This window comes from Kitasatospora sp. NPDC059803 (assembly GCF_042732255.1).
In the GTDB taxonomy this organism is placed as follows: domain Bacteria; phylum Actinomycetota; class Actinomycetes; order Streptomycetales; family Streptomycetaceae; genus Kitasatospora.
The window spans coordinates 7,623-21,832 of the sequence record NZ_JBHWIJ010000134.1 but is presented as its reverse complement, the minus strand read 5'-3'; the positions used below and the strand labels follow the sequence as shown (position 1 = coordinate 21,832).

Sequence of the window (14,210 nt, the reverse complement as noted above, 5' to 3'; positions counted from 1 at the left end):
CCGCCGAGACGCTGCGCCCGCGCGGCCGGGGCCGGGGCGAGCGGCCCGACGGCGACCAGGGCCGGGAGGGCGGGGAAGGCCGGGAGAACCGGGCCGGCCGGGACCGGTGGCTGGGGCGGCTGTGGCAGGGCGGGCGTGAACGGACGCCGGTGGACTGGCCGGCCCGGCTGCGGGAGTGGTGGCCACACGCCCGGACCGGCCTGCCGCGTCGGGCGGGCGCCGTGCTGCTGCTGTTCCTCGCCCTCGGGTTGCTGCTGTGGGCGGGGGCGGTGTTCCGCTACCCCGTCGAGGCCGGGGTCCAGCTCAAGATCTCGCCCGACGGTGCCTTCGGCGGGCCGTTGAAGAAGGCCGGCGAGCACGCGGCCCAGCAGGTGGTCGGCCAACTGGGGGCGGCGCTGGTCGCCGCCGCCGTCCTCGCCTTCTTCCCCGCCCGGGTCGGCCTCGGCACGGCGGCCCTGACCGGCGTCGGGGCCTTCGCCATCGGCTACCTGCGGCTCGGACCGCCGATGACGGGCCTGGAGATGCCGAAACCGGTGGCCGAGCGGGTGGTGCTGTTCGAGGGCGGGATGGGCAGTTGGGCCGGCCTCGCGGCGGTGGCGGCGATCGTGGCGTCGTTCGTGCTGATCGAGCGCGCGGCGAACCGGCTGCTGAAGCCCGCGCACGAGGCCCGGCGGCAGGTGCGGGAGGCCTGGCGGCGGCTCGCCGGGCGGGGCGCGGCGGCACGGTGGGACGGCAAGCAGTGGCGGACGGGCCCCGTGGGCGCCCGCGACCGCGCGCTGTTCGCGCTCGGGAGCACCTGTGTGCTCGCCCTGCTGCTGTGGGCGGCGGTCGAGGTGCGGCTGGCGGCCACCGGGCACCACCCGACGCCGGCCTCCTGGGGGACCGGCCAGACCGGTGCGGCCTACCAGTCCGGGTTCGTCGTCCTGCTGGCCGTCGTCTCCCTCGCGAGCACCCTGGGGACGCCGGTCACCGCCCGGGCGCTCCTCGGCTGCTGGATCCCCGTCACGCTGGTGCTCGGCGCCTGGCCCGGACCGCTCGGCCCGGTCGAGGCGCTGCGGATCCCGGTGCTCCAGGGGCAGTTCACGGCCGTCGCGGAGTTCTGGGGGTACGGCGCGTTCTGGGCCGCGTTGCTGGTCGCGCTCCCGCTCGCGGCGTACGGGGTGCTGCGTACGGCCCGGGCGCGGGGGGCGGGTATGGGGGCGGGCGGCTGACGGGCGAACGGCTGACAGATAACAGATGACAGAGTTCAGCTTTCAGATTTTGAAATCTGTTATCTGTTATCTGTCGGCTGTTATCTGTCAGCTGTTAGTTGTCAGCCGCCCGCCGCCGGCGATCCAGCCGCCATCCGGCTCAGCCGACCAGCCGGGACAGTTCGATCGAGTGCCCGGTCCGCTCCACCTTCGCCCGCAGGTAGCGCACGTTGCTCGCGGACAGGTGCACGCCGGTCGGCACCCGCCGCCGCACGGTGATCCCGAGGTCGGCCAACTGCTGCGCCTTGTCCGGGTTGTTGCTCAGCAGGTCGATGCCGGTGGCGCCGAGGGTGGCGAGCATCTGGGCGGCGGCGGTGTAGTCCCGGCCGTCCTCGGGCAGGCCGAGCGCCGTGTTGGCGTCGTACGTGTCCAATCCGGAGTCCTGCAAGGAGTAGGCCTCCAGCTTGTTGTAGAGCCCGATGCCCCGGCCCTCCTGCCGCAGGTACAGCAGGTAGCCGCCGGCCTCGGCGATCCGCTCGACCGACTCGCGCAGCTGCGGGCCGCAGTCGCAGCGGTCCGAGCCGAAGACGTCGCCGGTCAGGCACTCCGAGTGCAGGCGTACCAGCGGCGTCCCGCCCTCCGGCACCTCGCCGAACGCGAGCGCCAGGTGCTCCGCGCCGTCGGCGAGGTCGTGGAAGGTGAAGGCCTCCGCCTCGGCGCGGTAGCCGTCGTGGAAGGTCAGCGGGATGCGCACACGCGAGCGCACCGTGGCGGGGCCGGGCTGCGGCATGGGTGGGCCTCCGTCGATGAGGAGATGGGTCGGCGAACCGACGAACCGATGGGTCGAGAGGGGCGGGCCGGCCGGCCCGGGGTGGATCGGATGTCGATGACCGTACTCGGTAGTTCCAATTTGAACAACTAAATACTGTCCGTGCCCGATTCGACTACGGACTGTGGTTCAGTCGGGCTCCGTGCGGACGCGAGGGCGCTGGTGGATCGTACGGTCCGCGAGGCGTGGGGGTTTCAGCATGTGGATGCGTCGGGAGCCGGACCGTGGACACTGCGAGGATTTCCCCGTTTCCTGGGCACGGGAATGCCTCGCGCACGAGCACCGACGACCACGGAAGGTCCTGATCAGATGCCCACAACCCCTCCCGCCGCCACCTCCCCGACCTCCTTCGACGCCGAGCAGCGCGTGATCGAGGCGCTCTACGCGGACGTGGTCCGCCGGAACAGGGGTGAGACGGAGTTCCACCAGGCGGTCCGCGAGGTCCTGGAGACCCTCGGGCCGGTGCTCGCCCGCCGCCCCGAGTTCGTCGACGCCCGGATCATCGAGCGGATCTGCGAGCCCGAGCGGCAGCTCATGTTCCGGGTGCCGTGGACGGACGACTCCGGCGACATCCACGTGAACCGCGGCTTCCGGGTGGAGTTCAGCAGCGTCCTCGGCCCGTACAAGGGCGGGCTGCGCTTCCACCCCTCGGTGAACCTCGGCATCGTCAAGTTCCTCGGCTTCGAGCAGATCTTCAAGAACGCGCTCACCGGGCTGTCGATCGGCGGCGGCAAGGGCGGCTCCGACTTCGACCCCAAGGGCCGCTCGGACGCCGAGGTCATGCGGTTCTGCCAGTCCTTCATGACCGAGCTGTACCGCCACCTCGGCGAGCACACCGATGTCCCCGCCGGGGACATCGGCGTCGGCGGCCGGGAGATCGGCTACCTGTTCGGCCAGTACAAGCGGATCACCAACCGCTACGAGAGCGGCGTGCTCACCGGCAAGGGCCTCGGCTGGGGCGGCGCGCAGGCCAGGACCGAGGCGACCGGCTACGGCTGCGTGCTGTTCACCGCCGAGATGCTGCACAGCCGCGGCGAGAGCCTGGACGGGCGCCGGGTCGTCGTCTCCGGATCCGGCAACGTCGCCATCTACGCGATCGAGAAGGCGCAGCAGCTCGGCGCGACCGTGCTCACCTGCTCCGACTCCACCGGCTACGTGGTGGACGAGAAGGGCATCGACCTCGCGCTCCTCAAGGAGGTCAAGGAGGTCCGGCGCGGCCGGGTCGCCGACTACGCCGAACTGCGCGGCAGCCACGTCCGGTTCGTCGAGGGCCCTGGCGTGTGGAGCGTGCCCTGCGATGTCGCGCTGCCCTGCGCCACCCAGAACGAGCTGACCGAGACGGACGCGCTGGCCCTGGTGCGGGGCGGGGTGCTGGCGGTCGCCGAGGGGGCCAACATGCCCACCACCCCGGAGGCGGTCCGGGTGTTCCAGGAAGCCGGGGTGGCCTTCGGCCCGGGCAAGGCGGCGAATGCGGGCGGCGTGGCCACCAGCGCCCTGGAGATGCAGCAGAACGCCTCGCGCGACTCCTGGACCTTCGCCCGCACCGAGGAGCGGCTGGCCGGGATCATGAAGCACATCCACGACTCCTGCTTCACCACCGCCGAGCGCTACGGACACCCGGGCGACTACGTGGTGGGCGCGAACATCGCCGGCTTCGAGCTGGTCGGGGACGCGATGCTGGCCCAGGGCCTGATCTGAGCCCTGCCGCCCGCCACCCGGCGCCCGCGGCCCTCCGCCTGGAGCTCGCGGTCCTCCGCCCGGCGCCCGCGGCCCTTCGCTTGGCGCCGACGGCGCGACTCGCCGTCACCCGGCGATCGGTACCCGACCGGAGCGGGCACCGATTGTCGGGTGCGGCAGGGTGGGTCCTTCCTACGGTGGTGATCAGTAAGGGAAGGACGGGGTCGGAGTGCTGGAACACCTGAACCGGGCGATGGAGCACATCGAACGGAACCTGGACCAGGAGGTCGAGGTCGCCGAGCTGGCCCGAATCGCGATGACGTCGGAGTACCACTTCCGACGGTTGTTCTCGATGCTCTCCGGGATGCCGCTGTCGGACTACGTCCGGCGCCGGCGGTTGACCGTCGCCGGGGCCGAAGTCCTCGGCGGGGAGCGGACGTTGCTGGAGGTCGCGATCCGGTACGGCTACACCTCGGGGGAGGCGTTCGCCCGGGCGTTCCGGGCGATGCACGGGGTCGGGCCCGGTGAGGCCCGGCGCGAGGGCGCGGTGCTCAAGTCCCAGCCCCGGATGTCCTTCCGACTCGTCGTGGAGGGAAGCAGCAGTATGGAATACCGGATCATCGAGCAGCCGGACTTCCGGATCATCGGTCGGCGGGCGCGGGTCCCGCTGGTGCACGAGGGCGTGAACCCGGCCATCGCCTCGTTCATCAAGGGGCTCGGCCAGGAGACCGTCGACCGGATCTCGGCGCTCTCGGGCCGCGAGCCGGAAGGCATCCTCTCGGTCACCGAGTTCTTCTCGGAGAGCCGCGAAGAGGGTGTCGAACTCGACTACTACCACGCGGTGGTGGCGGACGCGGACACCGTCGTCCCGGACGGCCTGGACGTTCGGGAGGTGCCGCCGGGCACCTGGGCGGCCTTCTCCAACACCGGGACCTTCCCGAAGGCCCTCCAGGAGATGTGGCGGGACGTCTTCACGCAGTGGTTCCCGTCCAACCCGTACGAGTTCCGGCCGGGGCCGGAGATCCTGCGCACCCGGTTCCTGTCGGACGGCCAGGCGGAGGCCCAGCTGTGGATTCCGGTGGCGCGGGCGCTGCGCTGACGGACGGCCGCTGACAGCTGACAAGTAACAGATGACAGATAACAGATTTCGAAATCTGTTATCTGTCATCTGTTTTTTGTTCGCCCACAGCGCCCACTGCCGCCGCCCGCCGCCCCGCCCGCCCCCGTTCGGCCCAGCAGCGCCCGCACCCGTCCTCCCCCGCCCGCATGCTGGGGCGGGGAGGACGGGGGATCGCAACCGCTACCCGAGGAGTGGGATCACCGATGGCCAAGGCATTCGGCTTCGTCGACTACGGCGGGCCGGAGACACAGGAGTTCCTGGACCGCCCGGTGCTGGAGCCCGGCCCCGGGCAGCTGGCGATCGCGGTCGGCGCGGCCGGGGTGAACCCGGTGGACTGGAAGATCCGCACGGGCCTGCTCGGCCGGGAGCGCGAACTCCCCGCCGTCATGGGCCAGGAGGCCTCGGGCGTGGTCCTGCAAGTCGGCCCCGGGGTCACCGGGTTCACCCCGGGCGATGAGGTGTTCGGCCTCGCGGCCGCCGGTGCCTACGCCGAACAGACGCTGATGCGCGCCGAGTTGAGCGCGCTCAAGCCCGAGGGTGTCGGCTTCGACCAGGCGGCCGTCCTGCCCGTGTCGGCGGCCACCGCGGATGACGCCGTCCGTGACCTCGGCCTCGGCGCCGGCCGGACGCTGCTGATCCTCGGCATCGCCGGCGGTGTCGGCAGCGCGGCCGCCCAGATCGCCCGCAGTCGCGGCCTGATCGTCCTCGGCACCGCGAGCGACGCCAACCGTGCGTACGTGGAGTCCCTCGGCGCGGTGCCGGTCCGCTACGGCGACGGCGTCGCCGAACGGATCGCGGCCGCGGCGCCCGACGGCGTCGACGGCATCCTCGACCTGGTCGGGGGCGACGCCCTGCGGGCCGCCGTCCCCGTGCGCAAGGACCGTACGGAGCTGGTCAGCACCGCCGACCCGGCCACCGTGGCCGAACTCGGCGGCCGCTACATCACCCGCTCGACGACGTCCGAGACCCTGTCCGCGCTGGCGGCCCTGGTCGCCGCCGGTGAGCTGGACCCGAACATCACCGGCCGCTACCCGCTGGCCCGGGCCGCCGAGGCGATCGCCTTCGTCGAATCCGGCCATGCCCGCGGCAAGGTGGTGCTCGAAGTCGCGTGACACAAAGCAAGAGTGACGATCAGTCAACAAGGACCGAGAGATCGAGAACCGAGAGAAGAAGTCGAGAGGAGAAGCCATGAAGCAGAACTCCGTGACCATCGGCGGCCCCTGCTGGGTCGAGCTGGGCACCTCCGACCCGGCCGCCGCCAGCACCTTCTACGGCGAGTTGTTCGGCTGGCGGGCCGAGGCCGATGTGCGCCCCGAGGCCAGCGGCTACACCCAGATGTTCCTCGGCGACGCCACGGCGGCCGCCGTCAGCCCGCGGTTCGCGCCGCAGCAGCCCATCGCCTGGTCGACCTGCTTCGCGGTCACCGACACCGACGCCACCGTCGCGAAGGTCGAGGACGCCGGCGGCAAGGTCCTGAAGGAGCCCACCGACGTGTCCGACCTCGGCCGCTTCGCGGTGGTCGGGGACAGCTCCGGCGCGGTCTTCCTGCTCTGGCAGGCCCGCGCGTTCGCGGGCGCCGAGGTGTTCAACGAGCCGGGCTCGCTCGGCTGGGTGGAACTGCTCACCCGCGACCCGGCCGGTGCGACCGCCTTCTACCCGGCGGTCTTCGGCTGGTCCGTCAGCCCGTCCGAGCAGTACACCCAGTGGGGCCTGGACGGCGCCGACTTCGGCGGCATGCTGGTGATGGACGACCGCTTCCCGCCGCAGGTGCCGCCGCACTGGCTGCCGTACTTCTCGGTCGCGGACGTCGACAACACCGTCGCCCGGGCGAGCGGCCTCGGCGCGGACGTGCTGATGGGGGCCACCGACGTGCCGGACGGCCCCCGGATCGCCGTGCTGCGCGACCCGCAGGGCGCGTCGTTCGGCGTCTACCTGGCCGGCACCGAGGGCTGACCCCCCGAAGGCCGCGTCCCTGCCCGCGCCGCTGCCCACGTCCCTGCCGAGGACCCCGCCGTCCTCCCGTCGGGCGCAGTCTCCGCTCTCACACCGGGCGCCGACTGCGGCTGGAGCGCCACGCCGCCGCCGTCGCGCCCGCGGTGACGAGCAGCGCGCCGATCGGCACCACGTCGCCGATCCGGTCATACCAGGTCAGCGCCCCGGGCTCGGTGAGCGGCAGTCGGACGGTCAGCGCGCCGGTGCCGTCGGTACCGAGCCGGGCGAGCTCGCGGCCCTGCGCGTCGAAGGCCGCCGACACCCCGGTCAGCGAGGCCTGCACGGCCGGCCGGCCGGTCTCGGCGGCCCGGATCGCCGCCAGCGAGGCGTGCTGCTCGGGTGCCCAGGTGTGCTGGAAGGTCGAGGTGGAGGACTGGTAGACCAGCACCCGGGCGCCGTCCCGCGCGGCGGTGCGGGCCAGGTCGGGGAAGGCCGACTCGAAGCAGATCAGCGCGCCGACCGGCAGCGGTCCGCCCGCCCGGTCGGTGGCCGGCAGGACGTGGAAGGCGGTGCCGGGCGCCCGGTTCTCGCCGGCCGCCCGGCTGACGCCGGCGATCCAGCCGAGCACCGGCCGCAGCGGGATGTACTCGCCGAAGGGCACCAGCCGGATCTTGCGGTAGCGGTCCAGCACGCCCGCGGGGGAGACCAGCACCGCGTCCTTGGAGATCCGCCCGTCCGCCTTGCGGGCGTCCTCCCCGGCGATGATCTGCGCCCCGGTGGCGGTGGAGAGTTGGCGCAGCCGGTCGAGCGCGACCGGGTCGCGGTCGAGGTCGGCGGTGGTGCTGCTCTCGCCCCAGACGACCAGGTCCACCGGCTGCCCGCCGAGCGCGGCGGTGGCCTGGGCGCTGGCCTCGAACCGGGCCTGCGGGTCGTCCACGATGCCGGGCTGGACCAGCGCGACGGTGACCGCCCCGGCCGGGGCGGGGGCGTCGCGCAGGGCGAACAGCAGCGGTCCGGCGGCCAGGACCAGGACGGTGGTCAGCGCCGCGAGGGCGCGCGGCCGCCGGTGCACGGCGGTCAGGACGATCAGCACCCCGGTGTTGGCGGCCGCGACGGCCGCGCTGACCAGCCAGATCCCGCCGGTCGAGGCGAGCCCGAGGATCGTCGGGTGCTGCCACTGGGTGGCGCCGAGCAGTGCCCACGGCCCGCCGAGGGCGTCCCAGGAGCGCGCGTACTCGGTGGTCACCCAGACCGCCGGGACGACGAGCAGCGCGAGCAGCGCCCGACGGTCGGTCAGCGGTGGGTGCAGCAGCCGGTGGACGGCGTACCCGAAGCCGCCCTGGAGCGCCCCGAACAGCACGGCGAGCACCGGTAGCCCCGGCCCGATGGACGGGACCAGCCAGTACATCGCGGTCAGGATGAAGCCCGCCCCGAACCACCACCCGCGCACCGCCGCCTCCCGCCCGCCGGGCGCGCGCTGCATCAGCAGCATCCCGGGGACGAGCGCGACCCACGCCAGCCAGGCCTGCCCCGGCGCCGGGAAGGCGAGCACCGGTACCGCCCCGGCGGCCAGGGCGCCGAACCGCGCGCGGTAGCGGTGCGGGCGCGCCTGCGGGTGGCCGCCGTGTCCGGACTGCCCGTCGTGTTCGGAGTGCCCGGGAGGTTCGGGGCGCCGGGGGTGCCCGGGATGCGAGGAGTGCTCGGGGTGCCCGGGATGCGGGGAGTGCTCAGGGTGCTCGCGGTGCTCGGAGTGCTCCCGGTGCGGCGTGCGCCGGGCGGGGCTGGTGAGGGCGAGGCGGCGGGGCATGCCCCGTATTGTCCGCTCGGACGGACTGCGCCACCAGTGTTCCTGTCACCCGAATGGACTACGGGAACACTGGTGGCCACCCCCGTGGCTCAGCCCTCGTCGCCCTCCAGGTCCCCCTCGGTCTCCAGGAACGCGGCCTGCAACTGCGCGATCAGCTCCGGGTCGGGCTGCTCCCACAGCCCGCGGCTGGCCGCCTCCAGCAGCCGCTCGCTGATCCCGTGCAGCGCCCACGGGTTGGCGCCGGTCAGGAACTCCCGGTTGACGGGGTCGAGCACGTACTCCTGGGTGAGCTTCTCGTACATCCAGTCCGCGACCACGCCCGTCGTGGCGTCGTAGCCGAACAGGTAGTCCACCGTCGCGGCCATCTCGAACGCGCCCTTGTACCCGTGCCGGCGCATCGCCTCGATCCAGCGCGGGTTGACCACCCGGGCGCGGAAGACGCGGGCGGCCTCCTCGGTCAGCGTCCGGGTGCGGACCGTCTCCGGGCGGGTCGAGTCGCCGATGTAGGCGGTCGGCGCCTTGCCGGTGAGCGCCCGGACGGTGGCCACCATGCCGCCGTGGTACTGGAAGTAGTCGTCCGAGTCGGCGATGTCGTGCTCGCGGGTGTCGGTGTTCTTCGCGGCGACGGTGATCCGCTTGTACGCGGTCTCCATCTCCTCGCGGGCCGGCCGCCCGTCCAGTCCGCGCCCGTAGGCGTAGCCGCCCCAGACCGTGTACACCTCGGCCAGGTCGGCGTCGGTGCGCCAGTCCCTGCTGTCGATCAGCTGGAGCAGGCCCGCGCCGTAGGTGCCCGGGCGGGAGCCGAAGACGCGGACGGTGGCCTTGCGCTCGTCGCCGTGCACCGCGAGGTCGGCCTGGACGTGGGCGCGCACGAAGTTCTGCTCCGCGGGCTCCTCCTGGGCGGCGGCCAGGCGCACCGCGTCGTCCAGCAGGGCGACCACGTGCGGGAAGGCGTCGCGGAAGAAGCCGGAGATGCGCAGCGTCACGTCGATGCGCGGGCGGCCCAGCTCGGCGAGGGCGATCGGCTCCAGGCCGGTGACCCGGCGCGAGGCGTCGTCCCAGACCGGGCGGACGCCGAGCAGGGCGAAGGCCTCGGCGATGTCGTCGCCGGCGGTGCGCATCGCGCTGGTGCCCCACAGCGACAGCCCGACCGAGGGCGGGTAGGCGCCGTCGTTGTCGGCGGTGTACCGCTCGACCAGCGAGGCGGCGAGCGCCTGGCCGGTCTCCCAGGCGAGCTTGCTCGGGACGGCCTTCGGGTCGACGGAGTAGAAGTTGCGGCCGGTCGGCAGCACGTTGACCAGGCCGCGCAGCGGCGAGCCGGACGGCCCGGCCGGGACGAAGCCGCCGCGCAGCGCGTGCAGCACGGCGTCCAGCTCGTCGGTGGTGGCGGCCAGCCGCGGCACCACCTGGGTGGCGGCGAAGGTCAGCACGTCGTGGACGGCCTCCGGCAGCCCGGCGGCGACCTTCTCCACCGCCTCGACCGCCCAGTCCTGCGCCTCCATGGCCTCGACCAGGGCGCGGGCCTGGGCCTCGGCGGCGTCGGTGGCCCCGAGGGTGAGCGCGGCCTCGTCCAGCCCGAGCGCCTCGCGCAGGCCCGGCAGCGCGCTGACGCCGCCCCAGATCTGGCGGGCGCGCAGGATGGCGAGCACGATGTTGACCCGGTCGGTGCCGGCCGGCGCCTGTCCGAGGACGTGCAGGCCGTCGCGGATCTGGGCGTCCTTGATCTCGCACAGCCAGCCGTCGACGTGCAGCAGGAAGTCGTCGAAGCCGTCGTCCTCGGGACGCTCGTCCAGACCGAGGTCGTGGTCCAGCTTGGCGGCCTGGATGAGGGTCCAGATCTGCGCGCGGATCGCGGGCAGCTTGGCCGGGTCCATCGCGGCGATGTTGGAGTGCTCGTCCAGCAGCTGCTCCAGGCGGGCGATGTCGCCGTAGGAGTCGGCGCGGGCCATCGGCGGGACGAGGTGGTCGACCAGGGTGGCGTGGGCGCGGCGCTTGGCCTGGGTGCCCTCGCCCGGGTCGTTGACCAGGAACGGGTAGATCAGCGGCAGATCGCCCAGGACGGCGTCCGGGCCGCACTCGGCGGACAGCGCGGCGGTCTTGCCGGGCAGCCACTCCAGGTTGCCGTGCTTGCCGAGGTGGATGACGGCGTGCGCGCCGAAGCCGCCGTCGGCCTGCGCGGCCTCGATCCAGCGGTAGGCGGCCAGGTAGTGGTGGCTCGGCGGCAGGTCGGGGTCGTGGTAGATGGCGACGGGGTTCTCGCCGAAGCCGCGCGGCGGCTGGATCAGGACGAGCAGGTTCCCGGAGCGGATCGCGGCCAGCACGATGTCGCCGTCCGGGTTCTGCGAGCGGTCGACGTACAGCTCGCCGGGGGCCGGGCCCCAGTGCGCCTCGACGTGCTCGCGCAGCCCCTGGGGGAGCGTGGCGTACCAGCGGCGGTAGTCGGCGGCGGGGATGCGCACCGGGTTGCGGGCCAGCTGGTCCTCGGTGAGCCAGTCCTGGTCGTAGCCGCCGGCCGCGATCAGGGCGTGGATCAGGGCGTCGCCCTCGTGGGAGGCGTCGAGGGAGGAGTCCTGGGACGCGTCGTGGGAGCCGTCGGGCGAGGCGTCGCGGGAGCCGGCGTGGCCGTCCCCGTTCGTTCCGTCCAGCCCGGGGAGGTCCGAACCCAGGTCCATGCCCTCCGCGCGCAGCCGGTTCAGCAGGCGGATCGCGCTGGCCGGGGTGTCCAGGCCGACGGCGTTGCCGACCCGGGCGTGCTTGGTCGGGTAGGCGGACAGCACGAGCGCCAGGCGGCGCTCGGCGGCCGGGATGTGCCGCAGCCGGGCGTGCTTGACGGCGGTGCCGGCCACCCGGGCGGCGCGCTCCGGGTCGGCGGCGTAGACGGTGAGGCCGTCCTCGTCCAGCTCCTTGAAGGAGAACGGGACGCTGATCAGCCGGCCGTCGAACTCCGGCACCGCGATCTGGGTGGCGGTGTCCAGCGGGGACAGGCCATCGTCGCTGGCCTCCCACTGGGCGCGCGACCAGGTGAGGCAGAGCGCCTGGAGGATCGGCCGGTCCAGGGCGGCGAGCGCGCCCGCGTCCCAGGCCTCCTCGTCGCCGCCGGCCTGCGCGTCGGCCGGGCGGGTGCCGCCGGCGGCGAGCACGGTGGTGACGAGCGTGTCGGCCTCGCCGAGCGCGGCCAGCAGCTCGGGCTCGGCGCCGCGCAGCGAGGCGCAGTAGTAGGCCCTGGCCTGCGCACCCTGGTCCTCGATCGCCCGGCAGAGCGTCTCGACGAAGGCGGTGTTGCCGCTCATGTGGTGGGCGCGGTAGTAGAGCACGGCGACCGTCGGGCCGTCCTGCGTACGGGCTTCGCGCTCCAGCGGCCCCCAGGCCGGGGCGGAGGCGGGCGGGGCGAAGCCGTGGCCGGTCAGCAGCACGGTGTCGGAGAGGAAGGCGGCCAGCTCGGCGAGGTTGGCGGCGCCGCCGTGCGCGAGGTAGGCGTGCGCCTCGGCGGCGATGCCGGCCGGGACGGTGGACAGCTCCATCAGCTGGGCGTCGGGGGCCTGTTCACCGGTCAGCACGATCACCGGGCGGGGGCCGGCCAACAGCGTGTCCAGGCCCTCCTGCCAGGCGCGGCGACCGCCGAGCAGGCGGACCACGACGAGGTCGGTGCCCTCCAGCAGCGCGGGCAGGTCCTCGGGGGTGAGCCGGGCCGGGTTGCCGAGCCGGTAGCGGACCGGGCCCTCGGCGGCGCGGGCACTGAGCAGGTCGGTGTCGGACGTCGACAGCAGCAGGATCATGCGAAGGCCCTCCCGGCCTCGGAGCCGCCCCGAGCCGAAGGGCGCGCCGGCGTGGAAAGTGACGAGTGACGAGCGACGGACGAAAGCGCGTGGCATGCGACGGACGAAGGCGCGTGGCATGCGGCGGACGAAAGCGAGCGACGGCGCGTGACCGGCGACCGAAGGAGCGCCGAGACGTCGGCGAAGCGCCCGGAGTCGGGCGGGCGTGAGATGCCCGGGGACCCGGGCGCGGGCATGCGGCAGCGCATTGCTCTTCGAGCCTTCCTCGGGGTCCGCGCCCCGGGCCGGTGGAGGACGGCAGGAGTTCCTGGCTCCCGCGGCCGTCCGGTCTCCCGGTGAACCGCGGTCACAGTGGCGGGACCGCACCGGGCTTGCACCGGTTTCCTCCCCTGCGCCGTCGCTGGCGTGCGGACGGTCCGCGGGGACCGTCCGCCAGCATCGTACGGGGTGCGGCTGACCTGGGGGAGGGCGATCCCGGGGAGGCCGCCCGGAGCGCCCGGGGTGTGAGGCGACGGACAAAGGCAACCGATCGGATCATCTGTATGCTCGCGGCCATGCCACCGACACCCGACGCCACCGCGCCGGGCGCCGCGGTGCCCGACCGGGGGCGCGCGGACGCCTGCCCAGGGGCCCTTCGTCTACATCCGGCCGACGACGGCGCCCTGGCCCGGGTCCGGCTGCCCGGCGGTCTGCTGACGGTCCGTCAGGCACTGGCACTGGCCGACGCCGCCGAGACGCTCGGCGACGGCGAACTGGAGACCACCTCCCGCGGCAACGTCCAACTCCGCGGCCTGGCTTCGCACTGCGGGGCCGAACTCGCCGAACGGCTGCGCGCCGTCGGCCTGCTGCCCTCGGACACGCACGAACGGGTCCGCAACATCGTGGCCTCCCCGCTCGCCGGGCTCGACGGACACGGCTTCGCCGACGTGCAGGCCTGGGTGCGGGAGCTGGACGCGCGGCTGTGCGCGAGCGACTGGGCGGCCGGGCTCTCCGGCAAGTTCCTGTTCGCGCTGGACGACGGGCGGGGCGACGTCGCCGCGTTCGACGCCGATGTGACATTGATCGCAGGCCCGGACGGGTCGGCGCTGCTGCGCCTCGGACGGGCCGCCCACGGGCGTCCGGTGCCGGCGGGGCAGGAGGTGACGGCCGTGCTCGACGCGGCCCGGACCTTCCTGGACGTGCTGCGCGAGAGCGGGCGCAAGGCCTGGCACCTGCGCGAGGTCCCCGAGCTGCTGCCGGCCGGGCCCGTGCCGGGGCCCGCCCTCGCCGGGGCCGCGCCCGCGGTCGGCGTGGTCCGCACGGCCGGCTCGTTCCCCGAGGTGGCGGGCGGGCTGTCGGTGGGCATGCGTTTCGGCCGGGCCGGCGCCGCGCAGTGGCGGGAACTCGCGGGCGCCTGCGCCGGGGAGATCCGGCTGACGCCCTGGCGCGGCGCGGTGCTGCCGGGGGCGCCGGCCGACCGGCTGCCCGCGCTGGCGGCGGCCGGGTTCCGGACCGCGCCCGGCTCGCCCTGGGAGCGGGCCACCGCCTGCACCGGACTGCCGGGGTGCGCCAAGTCGCGGGCCGACGTCCGGGCCGACGCGGCGCGGGCGCTCGATGCGGCGGCTGCCACCGGGAGCCCGCCGGTCGGCGGCCTTCCGGCTACCGGCCTTCCGATGGCCGGCCTCCCGACCGCCGGTCTCCCGGTGCACTGGTCGGGGTGTGAACGACGCTGCGGTCATCCGGCCGGGCGGTGGGTGGACGTGCTCGCCACCGGGCAGGGCTACCGGGTGACGGTGAACGGTCCGGCGGGCCCCCGGGGGGGCGGGGCGGGGTCGCACCCGGAGGTTGCCCGGGGGGGGGGCCCCGCCCCCGGGGACCAGAAGAGTTCGAGTAACATAAA

Annotated in this window: 9 protein-coding genes and 1 riboswitch; of the genes, 6 read left to right on the top strand and 3 right to left on the bottom strand. The window is 74.1% G+C overall.

The window, feature by feature from the left end; translation table 11 throughout:
- Nucleotides 1-1,211: hypothetical protein (locus ACFV6I_RS21575; protein ID WP_380427047.1), on the top strand; the 1,211-nt coding region annotated here is incomplete at its 5' end.
- A gap of 139 nt (nt 1,212-1,350) precedes the next feature.
- On the opposite strand, the gene ribA is transcribed toward ACFV6I_RS21575, so the two are convergent.
- Complete coding sequence (gene ribA / locus ACFV6I_RS21570) at nt 1,351-1,980, bottom strand: GTP cyclohydrolase II (protein ID WP_063350064.1); 630 nt, start codon at nt 1,978-1,980, stop codon at nt 1,351-1,353.
- A gap of 348 nt (nt 1,981-2,328) precedes the next feature.
- On the opposite strand from ribA, the gene gdhA reads away from it, so the two are divergent.
- The 4 genes from gdhA to ACFV6I_RS21550 all read left to right on the top strand — a co-directional run bounded on the left by gdhA (nt 2,329) and on the right by ACFV6I_RS21550 (nt 6,769).
- Nucleotides 2,329-3,717: an NADP-specific glutamate dehydrogenase gene (gdhA, locus tag ACFV6I_RS21565; RefSeq protein WP_063350065.1), complete on the top strand. Its 1,389-nt coding sequence runs from the start codon at nt 2,329-2,331 to the stop codon at nt 3,715-3,717.
- Nucleotides 3,718-3,925: 208 nt separating this feature from the next.
- Nucleotides 3,926-4,795, top strand: coding sequence for a GyrI-like domain-containing protein (locus ACFV6I_RS21560; protein ID WP_380427045.1), 870 nt, complete (start codon nt 3,926-3,928; stop codon nt 4,793-4,795).
- A gap of 224 nt (nt 4,796-5,019) precedes the next feature.
- Complete coding sequence (locus ACFV6I_RS21555; RefSeq protein WP_380427043.1) at nt 5,020-5,928, top strand: NADP-dependent oxidoreductase; 909 nt, start codon at nt 5,020-5,022, stop codon at nt 5,926-5,928.
- Nucleotides 5,929-6,004: 76 nt separating this feature from the next.
- Nucleotides 6,005-6,769 carry a VOC family protein gene (locus tag ACFV6I_RS21550; RefSeq protein ID WP_363367249.1) on the top strand — a complete coding sequence of 255 codons (765 nt, stop codon included), beginning with the start codon at nt 6,005-6,007 and terminating at the stop codon, nt 6,767-6,769.
- A gap of 88 nt (nt 6,770-6,857) precedes the next feature.
- On the opposite strand, the gene lnt is transcribed toward ACFV6I_RS21550, so the two are convergent.
- Nucleotides 6,858-8,555, bottom strand: coding sequence for an apolipoprotein N-acyltransferase (lnt, locus tag ACFV6I_RS21545; protein WP_380427040.1), 1,698 nt, complete (start codon nt 8,553-8,555; stop codon nt 6,858-6,860).
- An 89-nt stretch (nt 8,556-8,644) separates the two neighbouring features.
- The gene (cobN, locus tag ACFV6I_RS21540) at nt 8,645-12,331 is read right to left on the bottom strand and encodes a cobaltochelatase subunit CobN (RefSeq protein WP_380427038.1); all 3,687 of its coding nucleotides are present in this window, start codon (nt 12,329-12,331) and stop codon (nt 8,645-8,647) included.
- A gap of 301 nt (nt 12,332-12,632) precedes the next feature.
- Nucleotides 12,633-12,718, bottom strand: a riboswitch (cobalamin riboswitch).
- A gap of 167 nt (nt 12,719-12,885) precedes the next feature.
- On the opposite strand from cobN, the gene ACFV6I_RS21535 reads away from it, so the two are divergent.
- On the top strand, nt 12,886-14,210 hold a 1,325-nt coding region (locus ACFV6I_RS21535; RefSeq protein ID WP_380427036.1), incomplete at its 3' end, for a hypothetical protein.

Bases quoted from the DNA above. Each gene is read 5' to 3' on its own strand.
- lnt (WP_380427040.1), bottom strand. From the start codon at position 8,555: ATGCCCCGCCGCCTCGCCCTCACCAGCCCCGCCCGGCGCACGCCGCAC.
- ribA (WP_063350064.1), bottom strand. From the start codon at position 1,980: ATGCCGCAGCCCGGCCCCGCCACGGTGCGCTCGCGTGTGCGCATCCCG.
- cobN (WP_380427038.1), bottom strand. From the start codon at position 12,331: ATGATCCTGCTGCTGTCGACGTCCGACACCGACCTGCTCAGTGCCCGC.
- ACFV6I_RS21550 (WP_363367249.1), top strand. From the start codon at position 6,005: ATGAAGCAGAACTCCGTGACCATCGGCGGCCCCTGCTGGGTCGAGCTG.
- ACFV6I_RS21555 (WP_380427043.1), top strand. From the start codon at position 5,020: ATGGCCAAGGCATTCGGCTTCGTCGACTACGGCGGGCCGGAGACACAG.
- gdhA (WP_063350065.1), top strand. From the start codon at position 2,329: ATGCCCACAACCCCTCCCGCCGCCACCTCCCCGACCTCCTTCGACGCC.